The following is an 18725-nucleotide window of genomic DNA, read 5'->3' as shown; positions in this document are numbered from 1 at the left end:
GCGTACCCTCTGACCATTGCGTGACGGAACCCTATGACAAGCTGGTGATTGCCACCGGCTCGGTGCCGTTCATCATCCCGGTGCCCGGCAACAACCTGCCGGGCGTGCTGACCTATCGCGATCTCGACGACGTCCGCGCCATGATGCTTGCAGCCCAGTCGCGGGCCAAGGCCGTGGTCATCGGCGGCGGCCTGCTCGGGCTGGAGGCCGCGGCCGGCCTGCAGGCGCAAGGCATGGACGTCACCGTGCTGCATGTCATGCCGACGCTGATGGAGCGCCAGCTCGATCCCGCCGCCGGCTACCTCTTGCAGCGCGCCGTGGAGGAACGCGGCATCAAGGTCATCACCAAGGCCAACACGCAAGCCATCACCGGCAACGGCAAGGTCGAGCAGGTCGAGCTTGCCGACGGCACGATCATCCCGGCGACCCTGGTGGTGATGGCGGTCGGCATCCGGCCGAACGCGGCGCTGGCCAAGGACGCGGGCGTCGCCGTCAACCGAGGCATCGTCGTCGATGCCGGCATGCGCAGCAACGACCCCGACATCTTCGCGCTCGGCGAATGCGCCGAGGTCAACGGCATGGTCTACGGCCTGGTGGCGCCGCTCTACGAGATGGCGCGCGTCGCCGCCAGCCAGCTTGCCGGCGACGAGGCTGCCGCCTTCGTCCATTCCGACACGCCGACCAAGCTCAAGGTCACCGGCATCGAACTGTTCTCGCTCGGCGACTTCGCCGATGGCGACGACCGCCAGGAGATCGTGCTGCGCGATGCCTCGGCTGGCGTCTACAAGCGCCTGGTGCTGAAGGACGACCGCATCATCGGCACCGTGCTCTATGGCGAAACGGCCGACGGCGCCTGGTTCAACGACCTCAAGAAGAAGCAGACCGATATTTCGGAGATGCGCGACACGCTTATCTTCGGCCAGTCATACCAGGGGGGTGCCCCCCTGGACCCTATGGCGGCCGTTGCAGCCTTGCCGGATGATGCGGAAATCTGCGGCTGCAACGGCGTCTGCAAGGGCAAGATCACCGGTGCGATCACCGGCAAGGGCCTGACCTCGCTCGACGATGTCAGGGCGCACACCAAGGCGTCTGCCTCCTGCGGCTCGTGCACTGGGCTGGTCGAGAAGCTGATGGTGCTGACCCTCGGCGATACCTACAACCCGGCAGCCGTGCAGCCGATGTGCTCCTGCACCACGCTCGGCCATGACGAGGTGCGCCGGCTGATCAAGGCCAAGGGGCTAAAGACCATTCCGGCAGTGATGCAGGAGCTGGAGTGGAAGACCTCCTGTGGCTGCGCCAAATGCCGTCCGGCGCTCAACTACTATCTCGTCTGCGATTGGCCCGACGAATATGCCGACGACTACCAGTCGCGTTTCATCAACGAGCGGGTGCACGCCAACATCCAGAAGGACGGCACCTATTCGGTGGTGCCGCGCATGTGGGGCGGCGTCACCAGCGCCTCCGAACTGCGCGCCATCGCCGACGTCGTCGACAAGTTCGAGATCCCGATGGTCAAGGTCACCGGTGGCCAGCGCATCGATATGCTGGGCATCCGCAAGGAGGACCTGCCGGCGGTGTGGGCCGATCTCGGCCAGGCCGGCTTCGTCTCCGGCCATGCCTATGCCAAGGGCCTGCGCACCGTGAAGACCTGCGTCGGCTCCGACTGGTGCCGCTTCGGCACGCAGGATTCGACCGGCTTGGGCATCCGCATCGAGAAATTCATGTGGGGCTCGTGGACCCCGGCCAAGGTCAAGATGGCGGTGTCGGGCTGTCCGCGGAATTGCGCCGAGGCGACCTGCAAGGATGTCGGCGTGATCTGCGTCGACAGTGGCTACGAGATCCACTTCGCCGGTGCCGCCGGTCTCGACATCAAGGGCACCGAGGTGCTCGGCCTGGTCAAGACCGAAGACGAGGCGCTGGAGCACATCGTGGCGCTGACGCAGATGTACCGCGAGCAGGCCCGCTATCTCGAGCGCATCTACAAATGGGCCAAGCGCGTCGGCATCGCCGAGATCAAGCGCCAGATCATGGACGACGGCGAGAAGCGCAAGGCCTATTACGACCGCTTCGTCTTCTCGCAGAAATTCGCCCAGGTCGATCCGTGGTCGGAACGCGTCTCCGGCAAGGACAAGCACGAATTCCGGCCGATGGCCTCGGTCGGGTTTGCCGAGGCGGCGGAGTGACATTCATGACCTGGATCGCTATCGGGACCATCGCCGACATCCCTCGCCGTGGCGCGCGCTGCGTCGCCACCCCGCAAGGCAAGATCGCTGTCTTCCGCACCGCCGACGACGAGGTCTTCGCCATCGAGGACCATTGCCCGCACAAGGGCGGACCGCTGAGCCAGGGCATCGTCCATGGCGCCGCGGTGACATGCCCGCTGCACAATTGGGTGATTTCGCTCGAGACCGGCAAGGCGCTCGGCGCCGACGAGGGCGCGGTGCGCACCATCCCGGTCAAGCGGGAAGGCGAGCGTCTGTTCCTGGCGCTGGAAGCGCTGGCCAGCCGCGCGGCCTGACCCCATGGAGATCGACGAAGCGCGCGAGGTGAGGACCACCTGCCCCTATTGCGGGGTGGGCTGCGGCGTGCTGGCGAAGATCGCCGCGGACGGTGAAGTCACCGTCCGCGGCGATCCTGATCATCCGGCGAATTTCGGCCGGCTGTGCTCGAAGGGCTCGGCGCTGGCGGAGACCATCGACCTCGATGGCCGGTTGCTCCATCCCGAAATCGGCGGCCGCCGTGCCGGCTGGGACGAGGCGCTCGACCTCGTCGCCTCGACCTTCTCGCGCACCATCGCCGAGCATGGGCCGGACGCGGTCGCCTTCTATGTCTCCGGCCAACTGCTGACGGAGGACTATTACGTCGCCAACAAGCTGATGAAAGGGTTTGTCGGCTCGGCCAATATCGACACCAATTCGCGGCTCTGCATGGCCTCCTCGGTCGCCGGGCATCGCCGCGCCTTCGGCGCCGACACGGTGCCGGGTTGCTATGAGGATCTGGAGCTGGCCGATCTCATAGTGCTCGTCGGCTCCAATCTCGCCTGGTGCCATCCCGTGCTCTACCAGCGCATCGCCGCGGCCCGCGAGAAGCGGCCCGGGATGAAGATCGTCCTGGTCGATCCGCGCCGCACCATGACATCCGATATCGCCGACCTGCATCTGGCGATCGCGCCGGATGGCGACACCGCGCTGTTCTCCGGCCTGCTGGAACATCTGGCAAAGAACGAAGCGCTCGACCGCGACTACATCGCCGCGCATACGACAGGCTTCGAGGAGACGCTGACGGCCGCCGCATCGCTCGATCTCGCCGGCATTGCCGCCGCCACGGGTTTGAGCGAGGACGAGCTTTCGCGCTTCTACGCGCTATTCGCGGCGACCGAGAAGACAGTCACCGTCTACAGCCAGGGTGTCAACCAGTCTTCGCAAGGCAGCGACAAGGTCAATGCCATCATCAACTGCCATCTGGCGACCGGCCGCATCGGCAAGCCGGGGGCAGGGCCGTTCTCGGTGACCGGCCAGCCCAATGCCATGGGCGGCCGCGAGGTCGGCGGCCTGGCCAACATGCTGGCCGCGCATATGGAGATCGAGAACCCAGCGCATCGCGCCCGCGTGCGCCGCTTCTGGAACGCGCCGACCCTGGCTGAAAAGCCGGGCCTGAAGGCGGTCGACATGTTCAACGCGGTGGCCGATGGGCGCATCAAGGCGCTGTGGATCATGGCCACCAACCCGGTCGATTCGATGCCGGACGCCGATGCGGTGGAAGCCGCGATCAAGGCCTGCCCGTTTGTCGTGGTGTCCGACGTTCTGGCCGGCACCGACACCGTGCGCCACGCCCATGTGTCACTGCCCGCCACTGCCTGGGGCGAGAAGGACGGCACCGTCACCAATTCCGAACGCCGCATCTCGCGCCAGCGGCCGTTTCTGGCGGCGCCCGGCGAGGCGAGGCCGGACTGGTGGATCGTTGCCGAGGTGGCGAAGCGGATGGGATTTGCCGAGGCGTTTTCCCATGCCGCGCCGGGCGAGATCTTCGCCGAGCACGCCGCGCTGTCGGGTTATGAAAATGATGGCGCGCGGGATTTTGATATCGGCGCTTATGCCGGGATCAATGCTGAGGGCTATGAGGATTTGGCGCCATTCCAATGGCCAGCACCGGCCTTATCCTCTCCCTTGAGGGGAGGGTCGGAGAGCGCGTTGAGCGGAGCGAGACAAGCGAGCCGGAGAGGGGTCGGAGGTGAAGTCTCAGTCTCTGCCAACGAGGCCGAGACTGTCGCAGGCGACCCCCTCTGGCCTGCCGGCCATCTCCCCCTCAAGGAGGGAGATCAGCCCGCACCTCGACCTTCGCCAATCTCCAAAGTCGGAGAGTGGGCGCAGTCCGCAGTGCCGCTAGTCTCCCCCCTTGAGGGGGAGATGGCCGGCAGGCCAGAGGGGGTCGGTACGACCGGGCGCCAGCCCATTCGCTTCTTCGCCAACGGCAACTTCTACACGCCCGACCGCAAGGCCCGCTTCATCCCGATCCGCGTCTCAACCGACACCCGCACCACGCCCGACTACCCGCTGATCCTCAACACCGGCCGCATCCGCGACCACTGGCACACGATGACGCGCACCGGCAAAAGCCCGCGCCTGTCCCAGCACATCGCCGAGCCCTTCGTCGAAATCCATCCGGCCGATGCACAGCACCATGGCATCGGCGACGCCGACATCGTGCGCATATCCAGCCCGCGCGGCGCCGTCCTGGTGCGCGCGTTGATCACGACCCGCCAGCGCCGCGGCAGCGTCTTCGCGCCGATGCACTGGACCGACCAGTTCGCGGCCAGAGGGCGCCTCGACGCGCTGACCGCGCCGCTCACCGACCCGATCTCCGGCCAGCCGGCGCTGAAGCATGTCGCGGTGCGCATCGAGAAATTCGCCGCGGCGGCCTTTGGTTTCGCCGTGATGCGGGATCGCCCCGAGACGATCGCCGCCGACTATTGGGCCGTGGCGCGCTGCAAGGGCGGCTGGCGGGTGGAGCTTGCCGTCGCCGACGAGAACATCGACTGGGCCGGCTTTGCCCAGTCGCTGTTCGGCGCATCGCCTGATGTTGAGATGCTTGCCTATCACGACCGCGACGCCGGCCAGCATCGCATCGCCGCCTTCGCCGGCGAACGCCTTGCCGGCGCACTGTTCGTCGCGCCGGGACCGGTCGCCGTATCGCGCGGCTGGGCCGCCGAGCAGCTCGATGCAACCCATGCCGGCCAGCGCCAGCGCTTCCGCATCGTCGCCGGTCGTGCCGGCGCCGATCGGCCCGATATCGGGGCCATCGTCTGCTCCTGCCTCGGCATCGGCGCCAACCAGATCGCGGCGGCGGTGGGGGCCGGCTGCGGAACCGTCGAGGCCATCGGCGAGGCGACCAGGGCCGGCACCAACTGCGGCTCCTGTCGCGCCGAAATCCGCGCCATCATCGCAGCCGGCAGGGTGCAGGCGGCGGAGTAGCGTGCAAGGTTGCTTGCCCGCCGACCGGTCTCGAAAAGCTTTCGATATGTGATGGTTAGCCCGTATCGATGACCAGCAACGACGGGCATCTGAAACCAAAAGCTAACTGAAAAATAAACAATCGATGGAAGGATGGCAGCTCCGCCGACAGTATCGGCGAGCCGGCAACGGTTGGTACTGGCCATGGAAATGGAAGGACTGCGTTGTGTCGATCCTCAAGAGGCGTTTGTCTGCACTTCATCGGGCCCTGATCATTCTGTTCGTTTCGGCAATCGGCGTGCTGCCGGCATTCGCCCTGGAGCCCGCCAAATATCCGGAACCGCCCGACACCGTCGCATTCAAGGTCGAGAAGAACGGCGAGTCGATCCCTGTCACGCTGCGCCAGTTGGAAAAGCTCGGCCTCTACAGCGTTTCCACGCCAAGTCCCTTCGAAAAGGGGCAACTGGCGTTTCAGGGTGTGCTGTTCAGGGATGTGGTCAAGCTGGTCGGACTGGAGGGTGAATCGTCGGTCGTCCTGCGGGCGGCGGACGACTATGTGCAGGTAATCCCGAAGGAGGACTGGACGGACGGTCCGCTGCTTCTTGCCACGCGCCAGGACGGCGAGCTGCTGACCCGGCGCACGCAGGGTCCGACGCGGCTGATCTATCCTCTCGACGACTATCCGGCCTTCGATACGCCAGTTCGCAAACCGCGATGGATCTGGTTGATCAAGACGATCGCGCCGGGCAATTGAACCCCTTCGTGACTTTCGGCCATGTGGTCTAGAAGCAAAGCCTGGCGGGTTCCCATAACCTACGTCGCCGCTGCGGCGTCGGCGGCCGTCTGCTCGGCGATCTTGATCGCGGTGCTCTTCACGAGCGTCAGCAAGGTGGAGAGCGCGATGCCGCGTTTCGGCTTCTTCGCCATCCGCGAGTTCCACATTGCCATACGCGACGTGACGCATCTGCGGGATATGGTTTCGCTTGCGCAACTGGCCGACGGTTCGCCGGAAAGCCTGGAACAGCTGTCGGCCGCAAACGATCTGGTCTACATCCGCTTCGAGCGGATCGACGGCGGCGACACAATCAGCGAAATCCCCGCCTACGCGGGTATAGTGCCGCAGGTCAAGGATGCGGTGAAGCGGATCGATGTCATCATCCAGGCAGGTCTGCCTCTGGATGAAAAGGGCCTCAGGCAACTGGGAATTGAGCTCGACCAGATCGTCGCGCGGATGAACGACGAGTACTACAAATATGGCGAGGAGGTTAACGTCGATCTTTATGCCGCGGAGACGAACCTGAACAGGTTCAACTACCAGATCGCCTTTGCCTTGACGGTGTTGTCGGCGCTGGCGATCGGAACCGCCGTGCTTCTCATCGGCCGTCGGGAAACCATCAGCAAGCTCGAATTTCTCGCCTGGCGGGACGCGACGACCGAGTTGAAGAACCGGGCCTGGATGTCGGCCAACAGGGACGGGCTGCTGGAGCGGGCAAGGCTGTCCGGCCAGCAGCTCCGGCTGTTCCTGATCGACCTCGACCACTTCAAGAGCGTCAATGACACGTTCGGTCATCACATCGGCGACATGCTCTTGAAGACCGTTGCCGAAACCCTGCAGTCGGTCGAGCGGCCGGACGAAGTGGCCGCCGTCCGCCTGGGCGGAGACGAGTTCGCCATCATGGCGATCGGGCCTTCGGACGATCTGGGACACCGGCTGCGCGAGCAATTGAACCGGTTTGCCGATCTGGACGGGCATCAGGTGCGCATCGGCGCCAGCATCGGCATGGCCTCCTTCCCGGATCATGGCGCGGACATCTCCACACTGTTGCGCAATGCCGACAGCGCGCTTTATGCCGCGAAAGCAGAAGGGCGGTCCGGCTTTGTGACCTTCTCGCCCGCGATCCTCAGCCAGATCGACCTGCAGCTCGGCGAGGAGGCAGCGATCAAGCAAGCGCTCGACGACGATGAGTTGTTCCTGGTCTGGCAGCCGCAGTTCGAACTGGCGAGCGGGCGCATGATCGGCGCCGAAGCCCTGGTCCGCTGGCGCGACCGCGTTTCGGGAACGGTCCGTTTGCCGGACTCGTTCATTCCGACCGCCGAGCGCAGCGATCTGATCCTGGAAATCGACAAGGTCGTGCTGAGCAAGGCCTGCGCGCAGGCCGTTCGGTGGGTGCCGGTTTCGGCCGGCGATTTCATCTGCGCCGTCAATGTTTCGGGCAAAACCCTGCAGGCCGACGCATTCTTCGTGCACCTCGTCGAAGTGCTGCAGCAAACGCGGTTGCCGCCGGCGCGCCTGCAACTGGAAATAACCGAAGGGGTCTTCATCCAAAGCAAGGATGCGCTGAACACGCTGGCGAAAATTCGCAAACTCGGGGTCAGCCTGGCGCTCGACGATTTCGGATCGGGATATTCGAGCTTCGGCTATCTTGCCGATCTCGACCTCAATCAGCTGAAGATCGATCGATCCTTCCTCAACGATCTGGAATCGTCCAGGAAGAAGCAGGACGTTGTCGGCGGCATCATCGCGCTCGCCAACTCGCTCGGCATGACGGTCATGGCCGAAGGCGTGGAAACCGAAGGACAGCTGGCCTTCCTGATCGCCGAACAATGCCACGGCGCCCAGGGGTTTTTCATGTCGGAACCAATCGACGAGAAATTGCTGACAAATCACCTGATTGCGCGGCGGGGCAGCCTCAAGGCCAGGGCCGGATCAAAGCTGAACCTCTCAGCCTGATCATCTGGCGGCATCCGTCGTCAGGAAATGAGCTTGGCTGGGGAACCTGGATTCGAACCAGGACTAACGGAGTCAGAGTCCGTGGGTCTACCGTTAACCTATTCCCCAGCAGGCGCGGTCGGTGATGGACCGTGCGAAGCGGGCGGCTATGCGCCGCGAGCGCTGCCTTGTAGCCGCCGCCGGAAAATAGTCAACCCCGCGCCGCGTTTCAATCGCAGCTTTTGATCGCTCGGCCACATCGCGACGAAAATGGCGGCTCAGCTCTCGCTGCGGCCAAGCTGCGAATGCTCGAAGAACAGCACCACGCAAAGCGCGATCAGCAGCGGGATGATCAGGTAGAACAGCCGGAACACCAGCAGCGCCGCCAGCACCCCGACCGGGTCCATGTGCGAGAGGCCGGCGAGGAAGACCACCTCGAAGACGCCGAGCCCGCCCGGCGCATGCGAGATCTGGGCCACCGAGAATGACACCAGGAAGACGCCGAGGATGACGAAATAGCCGGGATTGCCCGCCGCCGGCAGGGCAAAGAAGATGATCGCCGCCGCCGCCAGCAGTTCGACCGGGCCGATCAGCAATTGCCGCGCCACGATGGGCAGCGCCGGATAGTGCAGCTGGAAGCCACCGATCTTGAGCGGCCGCAGATGCAGCCAGCTGCCGAAGACATAGGCGCCGACGAGGATCAACATGGCAAGTCCGGCGGCGATCGCCATTCCGTGATGCGGCGTGCCGGAGAAACGATCGATGACCTCGGGTTCAAGCACCAGCACGAGGCCGCCGACGAATATGCTGGACAGCACGAAGGTGAACCAGCAGATCGCCACCAGAATGCCGATATCCTGCCCGGTCAGCCCCCTTGTGCCATAGGCGCGGTAGCGGATGACGGCCCCGGAAAACACCGAGCCGCCGATATTGTGCGACAGCGCATAGGTGGTGAAGGAGCACAGCGTGACGAACAGCCACGACACCTTTTTGCCGAGGTGGAGCAGCGCGATGTGGTCGTAGCCGGCGAGCGAGGCATAGGCGATCACCGAGCTCAGCGCCGCCAGGATCCAGCCGCGCGCCGGGATGGCGATAATGCCGGCCCAGACGTCGTCGATCGAGATGCCGCGCAATTCGTGCCAGAGCAAAAGCAGCGAGGCGACAACCGCCGCAATGCCGATGACCGGCCAGATGTAACGCCTCCAGTTCATGGCGTGGTCGTCATGCGTTGCAGCTCATAGTCCAGGCTGTAGCCCGCTTCCCGTTTCCTGTCCGCCTCATTTGAGACATGCCTGATCGAAGCCGGCTATTCAACTGGCAAGACATCGCACCGCTGGCGCCGGTTTCCAAAAATCGCCTTTGCGCTCTTGGTGATCCGACGTGGCGCTGCTAGTCTGGCCGCAACTTGAAACAATGAAAGCGCCTGCAGCGTCCGTTCCCCGGTTCGCGCGGTGCCGGAAGGAACGACAGTGGAAGACCACGACACCGGCGCCCGTGCGCCGGAAGTGGGTGTGTCCAGGGCTTCGCCGCTCGATTCGGCGAGCTCATCCGCGGGGCGGCATCATGACCGCCATGCGGGGCCGGGCGGCAGGCATGCCCCGGGCGACGCCCAGCAGCAGAAAGGCAAGACCCGCAAGCGCCGCAAACGCCGGCGCGGCCGCAAGGTTTTCGCCCGCGACGACAATCAGGTCGCCACAGCGGGGCAACCGGCGCCCGGCGCCAGTGCGCCAGCCGCGCAGCCGGCACCAGCCCCGCCTCCACCTGCCGTGCAGGGCAGGCCGATGCAAAGTGGGCCGCGTCCGCCGCAGCACGAACTGCCTGTCTTCGCCGCGCTCGATCTCGGCACCAACAATTGCCGGCTGCTGGTCGCGGTGCCGACGCGCCACGGCCAGTTCCGCGTCATCGATGCCTTCTCGCGCATCGTCAGGCTGGGCGAGGGGCTGACCGCCACCGGCCGGCTCGGCCAGGCGGCGATGGACCGCGCCGTCGAGGCGCTGAAGGTGTGCGGCGAGAAGTTGCGCAACCGCAAGATCAGGAAGGCGAGGCTGATCGCCACGGAAGCCTGCCGCGCCGCCGAAAACGGTGTCGAGTTCCTCGAGCGCGTCGAGCGCGAGGCGGGGCTCAAGCTGGAGATCATCGACCGCCAGACCGAGGCCAGGCTGGCGGTATCGGGCTGCGGCTCGCTGGTCGAGCGCGACACCCAGGGCGTGGTGCTGTTCGACATAGGCGGCGGCTCGTCGGAGATCGCCCTGATCGACCTCACCGGCCACCGCTCGCCGCGGCTGGCCAGCCACATCGTCTCCTGGACATCGCTTCCCGTCGGCGTCGTTTCGCTGGCCGAACGTTTCGGCGGCCGCACGGTGACCCGCCAGACCTTCACCGCCATGGTCGAGGATGTGGCGGCGCGGCTGAAGTCCTTCGACGGGCGCGATCGGCTGGCACATGTGCTCGCCAGTCCGAAATTCCACCTGCTCGGCACGTCCGGCACCGTGACGACGCTCGCCGGCGTCCATCTCGACCTCGAACGCTACGACCGCCGCCGGGTCGACGGCCTGTGGATGGACCGCCAAAGCGTCGACCGCATGGTCGAGAAGCTGGTCGGCTGGGATTTCCAGCAGCGCGTCGCCAACCCTTGCATCGGCGCCGACCGCGCCGACCTCGTGCTCGCCGGCTGCGCCATCCTGGAGGCGATCCGCGGCGTGTGGCCGTCGGAGAGGCTGCGCGTCGCCGATCGCGGCCTGCGCGAGGGCATATTGAGCGAGCTGATGGCCGACGATGGCGTCTGGCGCAACGAGGGGCGCGGTCGCTGATGGCGAAGAAACCGGAAAAGCCGGGCGGCGGCATTCGCGTGCTCAAGACCCGCATCAAGAAGAAGAGCGGCCTGAAGGAATCCTCGCGCCGCTGGCTCGAGCGCCACATGAACGATCCCTATGTGCAGCGCTCCAAAGCGGACGGATACAGATCCCGCGCGGCCTACAAGCTGATCGAGATCGACGACAAGCATCATCTCCTGAAGCCCGGCATGAAGGTGATCGACCTCGGCGCCGCGCCCGGCGGCTGGTGCCAGGTGGCGGCCGCGCGCACGAAGTCGACGGCGGAGAACCCGCACGTCGTCGGCATCGACTATCTGGAAATGGACGCCGTGCCGGGCGCCCCGGTTCTCTTCATGGATTTCCTCGACCCCGAGGCGCCGCAGAAGCTGTCGGAGGCGCTTGGCGGCCAGCCGGACGTGGTGCTTTCCGACATGGCGGCGCCCACCACCGGCCACCGCCGCACCGATCATCTGCGCACCATGCATCTGTGCGAGGTGGCCGCCGATTTCGCGCTCTCGGTGCTGAAGCCCGGCGGGCACTTTCTCGCCAAGACCTTCCAGGGCGGCGCAGAGAACGAACTGCTGTCGCTGCTGAAACAGAACTTCCGCTCGGTCCACCACGTCAAGCCGCCGGCCTCCCGCGACGAGTCGGTGGAGCTTTATCTGCTGGCGAAGGATTTTAAAGGCTAGCACCTTTCCCTTCTCCCCCTGTGGGAGAAGGTGGATCGGCGCGCAGCGCCGAGACGGATGAGGGGTGCTGGAAGAAACGAGGCGTTGGAAAATCGAGCAATTTTAGGCGCTTAGTTCTTCAGCGCGGTGATCCTTGCAGCACCCCTCATCCGACCTCGCTTCGCGAGGCCACCTTCTCCCACAGGGGGAGAAGGGAAGGGCAACTACTCCCCCGGCGACATTGCCGGCTCCAGTGTCTTCGGCGTCGACAGCCGGCCATGTCCGGACACCGCGTTGCCGGCATCGGGCGCCAGCCGCATGAACGACAGCGATGCCACCGCCGACACCGCCGCGACGATGAAGAAGGCGGTGTGGAAATCGCTGAGCGTCAGCGGCCCGCCATGGATCGAGGTCGACACTTCGAGGATACCGCCGGCCAGCGCCACGCCGAGAGCGATCGACAGCTGCTGGAACACCGCCGTGATCGGCGTCGCCTTGCTGGTATCTTCGGCCGACACCTCGGCATAGGAGAGCGCGTTGACGCCGGTGAAGAACATCGAGCGGATGAAGCCGCCGACCAGCAATATGGCAAGCATCAGCACATAGGGCGTTTCGGGGGTGAACAGGCCGTAGATGGCGATCGACCCGGCCGCGACCAGCGAGCCCGAGATCAGCACCCGGCGGAACCCGGCGAGCCTGAAGATCAGCGCGGTGACGAATTTCATGCCGATGGCGCCGATCGCCGAGACGAAGGTGATCATCCCCGACTGGAACGGCGTCAGCCCGAAGCCGATCTGGAACATCAGCGGCAACAGGAACGGCACCGCGCCGATGCCGATGCGAAACAGCGAGCCGCCGAGCACGGACGAGCGGAACACCTGGTTTCGGAACAGCTCGAGAGCCAGCAGCGGATTTTGCGCCCGGCGCGCATGCAGCAGATAGAGAATGCCCGAAACCAGCCCGCCGGCCACGGTGATGAAACCGATCGCCGGCGGCAGATAGGGTAGGCTGACCACCGACAGGCCGAATACGATGCCTGATGCCGCGATCCCACTCAGCACGAAGCCGGTGAAGTCGAGCGGCGGTGTCTCGGCGGCATCCGTCTCCGGCAGGAAACGGGTGGCGAGCCAGATGCCGATGAGCCCGATCGGCACATTGATCAGGAAGATCCAGTGCCAGGTGAAATAGGTGGTGATGAAGCCGCCGATCGGCGGACCGACCAGCGGTCCGACCAGTGCCGGCACGGTCAGCCACGACATCGCCGCGACCAACTCGCCCTTCGGCGTGGCGCGTACCAGCACCAGGCGCCCGACCGGCGTCATCATGGCGCCGCCGATTCCCTGCAGGAAGCGCGAGACGACAAAAGCGGGCAGCGAATTGGATATTGCGCAAGCGACGGAGCCGAGGATGAAGACGGCGATCGCGGCGCGAAAGACGTTCTTGGCGCCGAAGCGGTCGGCCATCCAGCCGCTGATCGGGATGAAGATCGCCAGCGACACCAGATAGGCCGTCAGCGCCAGCTTGAGCGCGATCGGGCTGGTGTGGATGTCCACAGCGATCGCCGGCAGCGACGTCGCGATCACGGTCGAATCCATGTTCTCCATGAAAAGTGCGACCGCCAGGATGAGCGGAATGATGCGGTTCAAGGGAACGCGTCCAGGCTTCGAATCTTGTCGCCGACCGGGGGCAAGCCGACACGCAAGGGCGGTTATCACGCCTAGCCTAGGATGTCGCATTAAATTGCTGTCACGTTTGTGCGGCCGCAACCCTGGGTGGCCCGCAAATGGCTGAGCGCAACACTTTGCGTTCGAAGCAACGAGCGGCTTTTCATCGGTCGCGGGACGTGTTACCAGCCAGCGCCAATCCTGAAAGGGAAGAAACGAGTCGGCGCTGTCCATAACGGTCCAGCGCTTTTTTGTATTCCCCAGGCTTTTTCGTGTTCGAAGGACTGGCCATGGCAAAAATCATCGAAACGTCCACCGGCGCGCTGGCGCTGACCTTTGACGACGTGCTGCTGCAGCCCGGTCATTCCGAGGTCATGCCCGGCGAGACCGACATCCGCACCCGCATCGCCGGCGACATCGACCTCAACGTGCCGATCCTGTCGGCCGCCATGGACACCGTCACCGAGGCCCGGCTCGCCATCGCCATGGCCCAGGCCGGCGGCATCGGCGTCATCCACCGCAATTTCTCGCCGGCCGAGCAGGCAGAGCAGGTCCGCCAGGTGAAGAAGTTCGAATCCGGCATGGTGGTGAACCCCGTCACCATCGGTCCGGACGCCACGCTCGCCGATGCGCTGGCGCTGATGCGCACCTACTCGATTTCGGGCATTCCGGTGGTCGAGAACGGTGGCACCGGCGGCCACACGGTCGGCCGGCTGGTCGGCATCGTGACCAACCGCGACGTGCGTTTCGCCTCCGACCCCTCGCAGAAGGTCTATGAGTTGATGACCCGCGAGAACCTGATCACGGTCAAGGAGAACGTCGACCAGGACGAGGCCAAGCGGCTCTTGCACAAGCACCGCATCGAGAAGCTGGTCGTCGTCGACAGGAAGGGCAATTGCGTCGGCCTCATCACCGTCAAGGACATCGAGAAGTCGCAGCTCAACCCGCACGCCACCAAGGATGCGCAGGGACGGCTACGCGCCGCCGCCGCCACCAGCGTCGGCGATGACGGCTTCGAGCGTGCCGAACGCCTCATCGATGCCGGTGTCGATCTTCTCGTCATCGACACCGCGCACGGCCACTCGCAGCGCGTGCTGGACGCGGTGACCCGGGCGAAGAAGCTCTCCAATTCGGTGCGCATCCTGGCCGGCAACGTCGCCACTGCGGAAGGCACGCAGGCGCTGATCGACGCCGGCGCCGACGCCGTCAAGGTCGGCATCGGTCCGGGCTCGATCTGCACCACGCGAATCGTCGCCGGCGTCGGCGTGCCGCAGCTCTCGGCGATCATGTTGGCGGTCGAGACGGCGCACAAAAAGGGCGTGACGGTGATTGCCGACGGCGGCATCAAATATTCGGGCGATCTCGCCAAGGCGCTCGCCGCCGGCGCCGGCGCCGCCATGATCGGCTCGCTGCTGGCCGGCACCGACGAGAGCCCGGGCGAGGTCTATCTGCACCAGGGCCGCTCGTTCAAGGCCTATCGCGGCATGGGCTCGGTCGGCGCCATGGCGCGCGGCTCGGCCGATCGCTACTTCCAGGCCGAGGTCCGCGACACGCTGAAACTGGTCCCGGAAGGCATCGAAGGGCAGGTTCCCTACAAAGGACCTGTGGCTGGCGTGCTGCACCAGCTTGCAGGCGGCCTGAAAGCCGCTATGGGTTATGTCGGTGGCCGCGATCTTGCCGATTTCCGGGAGCGCGCCACCTTTGTGCGCATATCCAACGCCGGACTTCGTGAAAGCCACGCCCATGACGTCACGATCACCCGCGAAAGCCCGAACTATCCGGGCGGAATTTGATCAGGCCGCCGAGCCTGATCAACGGGATCGTTACACGCTTTGGCGCAACCTGACGGCGACGGCGCTTCGGCTGTCGCGGCACACCGCGGCACTCGCGTTCGTCACGCTGGCGGTCTTCGTCGCCATGACCCTGCTGGAATTCTTCTATTTCCGCCGCCTGAGCGGCGGACTGCCGTCGCTCGACATGCGCCTTGCCGGCTTCACGCCGGATGAGGGCATGGCCTGGCTCACCGCGCTTGGCCGGCGCGGCGGCGAGATCATCCTCGTCTGGCATTATCTGACCTTCGACCTCCTGTTCCCGGCGCTCCTGTCGCTGACCCTGGTCAGCCTCCTTCTGGCCACCGGACGCCGGCTGGCCAAGTTCCGGACGATGGCCGCGCCGGCCCAGTCGCTGTTGGCGTTCGTGCTCGTGCTGCCCTACACGCTTGCCGACTACGCGCAGAATCTCGCCGTGGCGCGGCTGCTATCGGATTTCCAGTCGGCCAATCCCGATTCGCTCGCCTTCGCCTCTGCCCTGACCGTCGCCAAATTCGCGCTGCTGGCGATCCCGGTGGTTGTCATTGCGGTCTTCTACCTCGCGGATCAGCGGCGGGCCGGGCAGGGCGGCGAGCGGCCATGAGCCAGATCGCGATCTTCTGGCCGATGCTGGCGCACGTTCTGCTGGTCTATATCGTCTATCTCGTGATGGCCCGGCGCCGGTATATCGCCGTCAAGTCGGGCGAGGCAAAGGTCGGCCAGTACAAGGTCCGCACCACCGAGCCGGCCTCCTGCGTCACCGTCGCCAACAATCTGATCAACCAGTTCGAATTGCCGGTGCTATTTCACGCGCTGTGCCTGGCGCTGTTCGTGACCAACGGCGTCAACTATCTGACGCTTGCGCTGGCGTGGATCTTCATCCTGTCGCGCTACGTCCATGCCTGGGTGCATCTCAGCAGCAACAACCTGCGCCACCGCAGCCGCGTCTTCTTCTTCGGCGCGGTGGTGCTGCTGCTGGCCTGGGCGTTGTTCGCGTTGCACCTCGCCGGCGTGGGCTGAACGCTTCCGGCTGGCGCTATAGGTCGAACACGGCGATCTTGCGCTTGTCGAACTTGATGCCGATCTCGCCGCGCACCAGCTTCAGCGCCTGTTCGCCGAACACTGCGCGCCGCCAGCCCTGAAGAGCCGGCACGTCGGCATCCTCGCCCTCGGCCGCGATGCGGTCGATATCGTCGCTGGAGGCGAGCACCTTCGAGGCGACGCCTTCCTTTTCGGCGACGATGCGCAACAGCACCTTGAGCAGCTCCGCCGCGGCACTCGAACCTTCGGGCGGCTGGAACGTCTTCGGCAGCTTCGGCATCGCCTCCTTGGGCAGGGCAAGCGCGGTGGTGACGGCGCCCAGCAGCGCCGTTGCGGTCGCCGAGCGCTCCCAGCCTTTCGGCGTCGTGCGCAGCCGGCCGAGCGCGGTGGAATCGCGCGGCGCCTGCTGCGCGATCTCATAGATGGCATCGTCCTTCAGCACCCGGCCGCGCGGCACGTCGCGCTCGCGCGCCTCGCGCTCGCGCCAAGCGGCGACCGCCTGCACGATCGCCAGCTCCTGCGGCTTGCGCAGCCGCATCTTCAGCCGCTTCCAGGCGTCCTCCGGGTGCGGATCGTAGGTCTGGCGCGAGGTCAGCACCTCCATTTCCTCGTTGAGCCAGTGGGCGCGGTTCTCGCGCTTGAGCTCGGCGCTGAGCTTCTTGTAGACGTCGATCAAATGGGTGACGTCGGCGAGCGCATAGTCGAGCTGCTTGTCGGAGAGCGGCCGGTGGCGCCAGTCGGTGAAACGCGAGGATTTGTCGAGCCGGGCACCGGTGATGCGCTGCACCAGCTGGTCGTAGGAGACGCTGTCGCCGAAGCCGCAGACCATCGCCGCCACCTGGGTGTCGAACACCGGGTGCGGCATGAGATCGCCGAGATGGACGATGATTTCGATGTCCTGGCGCGCCGCGTGGAAGACCTTGACCACGGCTTCGTTGGCCATCAGCCGGAAGAACGGTTTCAGGTCGATGTCGGGCGCGAGCGGGTCGATCAGCGCGGTCAGGCCGGGCGCGGCCATCTGGATCAGGCACAGGATTGGCCAGAATGTCGTCTCGCGGATAAACTCGGTATCGACGGTGACGAATTCCGACTTTTCGAACGCGGCGATGGCGCTCTCGAGCTCAGCTTGGGTGGTGATGACGTGCATCAAATCGCTTTTAAGAAAAATTAGGTCCCTTTCAATTTCAGCCGCGGGCGCTTTCGTCAAGCCGCCGCAAGGTCATGGCTCGCTCGATCCATCGGAATCGCCGCTGCGCCGCGCCAGCCGCGCGAACACCGTCGATGTGCGCAAGAGCGCGGTGAAAGGGCTGCGCCTGTCGGCCGGCACGCCGGAGCGCACCTGCATGCGGTAAAGAATGACGAGGATCAGCACAGCGTAAACGACGGCACTGAACACAAACAGGGCGCCCGGTCCGAAATACTGCATCGCCGCCGATGCCGCGAACGGGCCGCCGATGGCGCCGAACGAATAGAACAGCATCAGGGCCGCGTTGATCAGCACGAACTCGCCCTTGTCGGCGCGGTCGTTGGCATGCGCCGCCGACAGCGAAAAGAGCGGCATGGCGAAACTGCCGAAGATGAAGACGATGACGAAGTTGAGGAACGGGTCGGCGCCCGCCAGGAACACCAGTGCCAGTGCTGCAAGCATGGCGCAGCAGGTGGTCGCCAGGAGCACCGAGCGCCGGTCCCGGCGGTCGGAGAGATAGCCGAGCGGATACTGGATGAGGGCGCCGCCGAAGATGCCGACGCTGACGAAGGTGACGACATCGGCGACCGACATGCCGATCTGCTCGGCATAGACGGGCGAGAGCGTGCGGAAGGCGCTGTTGGTGACGCCGACGGCGATACAGCCGATCGAGCCGAGCGGCGAGATGCGCCAGACGCGCGGCAGGTCGAGCTTGACGTCTTCCGGCGGCGTTGGGTTGGAGCGGTCGCCAAGCGAGACCGGCACCAGCGACAGCGTGATCATCATCGACATGATGGCAAAGATGGCAAAGCCGCCGGCGCCGAAGATCGGGATCAGGAACTGCGCGCTGGTGACCGAGCCGATGTCGACCATGCGGTAGATGGCTAGCACGCGCGCGCGGTCCTTGTTGGTGACGCCGGAGTTGAGCCAGGCCTCCATCACCGTGAACAGGCCGGCGAAGCAGAAACCGCCGGCAAAGCGCACCGCGCACCACATGACAGGATCGATGACCAGCACCAGGAGCAGTGTACCGGCCGAAGCGGTGGCGGCGAGCGCCGAGAAGGTCCTGACATGGCCGACCGCCTTCAGGATGCGGGTGACGGCCAGGCAGCCGAGCAGGAAGCCGGCGAAGTAGAAGGTCCCCATCAGTCCGATGACGGGGGCGGAAAAGCCTTCCTGCGCGCCGCGCAGCGCGATCAGCGTGCCCTGCAGCCCGTTGCCGCCAAGCAGGATGCCGGCGGCGATGAGGAGCGGGATCAGGGGGCGGATCGAGGACATAGGGGAAGGCAATCGCATGTTGGTGATCCTTCTTGGACCATCGCTACCGTCAATGCCAGCGGCAATTGTGGGGCCAATGGCGGCTTGCTTAGGGGCCGTATTGGGAG

Annotated in this window: 14 protein-coding genes and 1 tRNA gene; 10 read left to right on the top strand and 5 right to left on the bottom strand. The window is 65.3% G+C overall.

All coding sequences use genetic code 11. The annotated features are described in order from the left end of the window. The 5 genes from nirB to EN738_RS13750 form a co-directional block, all read left to right on the top strand. The coding region (gene nirB, locus EN738_RS13770) for a nitrite reductase large subunit NirB (RefSeq protein WP_145966850.1) at positions 1-2183 on the top strand (2183 nt) is incomplete at its 5' end. Between the two features lie 5 nt (positions 2184-2188). Further along, entirely contained in the window at positions 2189-2518 is a 330-nt protein-coding gene (gene nirD, locus EN738_RS13765) for a nitrite reductase small subunit NirD (RefSeq protein WP_127284163.1), read from the top strand. Between the two features lie 4 nt (positions 2519-2522). Beyond that, a complete protein-coding gene (locus tag EN738_RS13760) occupies positions 2523-5471 on the top strand; it encodes a nitrate reductase (protein ID WP_127284162.1) in 2949 nt (982 codons plus the stop codon). A gap of 226 nt (positions 5472-5697) precedes the next feature. After that, positions 5698-6204, top strand: coding sequence for a molybdopterin-dependent oxidoreductase (locus EN738_RS13755; RefSeq protein ID WP_210214076.1), 507 nt, complete (start codon positions 5698-5700; stop codon positions 6202-6204). A gap of 147 nt (positions 6205-6351) precedes the next feature. Next, entirely contained in the window at positions 6352-8181 is a 1830-nt protein-coding gene (locus EN738_RS13750; protein ID WP_187331413.1) for an EAL domain-containing protein, read from the top strand. Positions 8182-8215: 34 nt separating this feature from the next. Here the strand turns inward: EN738_RS13750 and EN738_RS13745 are convergent. Together EN738_RS13745 and EN738_RS13740 are read right to left on the bottom strand one after the other, a co-directional pair. Then, positions 8216-8289, bottom strand: a tRNA-Gln gene (locus tag EN738_RS13745). Positions 8290-8438: 149 nt separating this feature from the next. Then, positions 8439-9371, bottom strand: a complete 933-nt coding sequence (locus tag EN738_RS13740) for a lysylphosphatidylglycerol synthase domain-containing protein (RefSeq protein ID WP_127284159.1) — start codon at positions 9369-9371, stop codon at positions 8439-8441. Between the two features lie 258 nt (positions 9372-9629). Between EN738_RS13740 and EN738_RS13735 the strand changes: the two genes are divergently transcribed. Together EN738_RS13735 and EN738_RS13730 are read left to right on the top strand one after the other, a co-directional pair. After that, positions 9630-10970 carry a Ppx/GppA phosphatase family protein gene (locus EN738_RS13735; RefSeq protein ID WP_127284158.1) on the top strand — a complete coding sequence of 447 codons (1341 nt, stop codon included), beginning with the start codon at positions 9630-9632 and terminating at the stop codon, positions 10968-10970. Beyond that, complete coding sequence (locus tag EN738_RS13730; protein WP_127284157.1) at positions 10970-11662, top strand: RlmE family RNA methyltransferase; 693 nt, start codon at positions 10970-10972, stop codon at positions 11660-11662. Before EN738_RS13735 ends, EN738_RS13730 begins: the two co-directional genes overlap by 1 nt. Before the next feature lie 203 nt (positions 11663-11865). On the opposite strand, the gene EN738_RS13725 is transcribed toward EN738_RS13730, so the two are convergent. Next, entirely contained in the window at positions 11866-13287 is a 1422-nt protein-coding gene (locus tag EN738_RS13725) for an MFS transporter (protein ID WP_127284156.1), read from the bottom strand. 308 nt (positions 13288-13595) lie between these two features. Between EN738_RS13725 and guaB the strand changes: the two genes are divergently transcribed. Genes guaB through EN738_RS13710 form a run of 3 tightly spaced genes read left to right on the top strand, consistent with a single transcriptional unit; the run spans position 13596 to position 16133 of the window. Continuing rightward, on the top strand, positions 13596-15098 hold the full coding sequence (gene guaB / locus EN738_RS13720; protein ID WP_127284155.1) for an IMP dehydrogenase: 1503 nt from the start codon (positions 13596-13598) through the stop codon (positions 15096-15098). Next, positions 15049-15717 carry a hypothetical protein gene (locus EN738_RS13715; RefSeq protein WP_127284154.1) on the top strand — a complete coding sequence of 223 codons (669 nt, stop codon included), beginning with the start codon at positions 15049-15051 and terminating at the stop codon, positions 15715-15717. The genes guaB and EN738_RS13715 overlap by 50 nt, the downstream gene beginning before the upstream one ends. Then, on the top strand, positions 15714-16133 hold the full coding sequence (locus EN738_RS13710; protein ID WP_127284153.1) for an MAPEG family protein: 420 nt from the start codon (positions 15714-15716) through the stop codon (positions 16131-16133). The genes EN738_RS13715 and EN738_RS13710 overlap by 4 nt, the downstream gene beginning before the upstream one ends. A gap of 16 nt (positions 16134-16149) precedes the next feature. Here the strand turns inward: EN738_RS13710 and rnd are convergent, their stop codons facing one another. Together rnd and EN738_RS13700 are read right to left on the bottom strand one after the other, a co-directional pair. After that, on the bottom strand, positions 16150-17301 hold the full coding sequence (gene rnd, locus EN738_RS13705) for a ribonuclease D (RefSeq protein ID WP_127284152.1): 1152 nt from the start codon (positions 17299-17301) through the stop codon (positions 16150-16152). A gap of 72 nt (positions 17302-17373) precedes the next feature. Beyond that, positions 17374-18618, bottom strand: a complete 1245-nt coding sequence (locus EN738_RS13700; protein WP_127284164.1) for an MFS transporter — start codon at positions 18616-18618, stop codon at positions 17374-17376. Positions 18619-18725 lie beyond the last annotated feature (107 nt).

It is taken from the genome of Mesorhizobium sp. M4B.F.Ca.ET.017.02.2.1 (assembly GCF_003998955.1).
GTDB classification, from domain to species: Bacteria; Pseudomonadota; Alphaproteobacteria; order Rhizobiales; family Rhizobiaceae; genus Mesorhizobium; species Mesorhizobium abyssinicae.
Note: the sequence above shows the minus strand (reverse complement) of the source record. Positions and strands in the feature narration are given on the sequence as shown.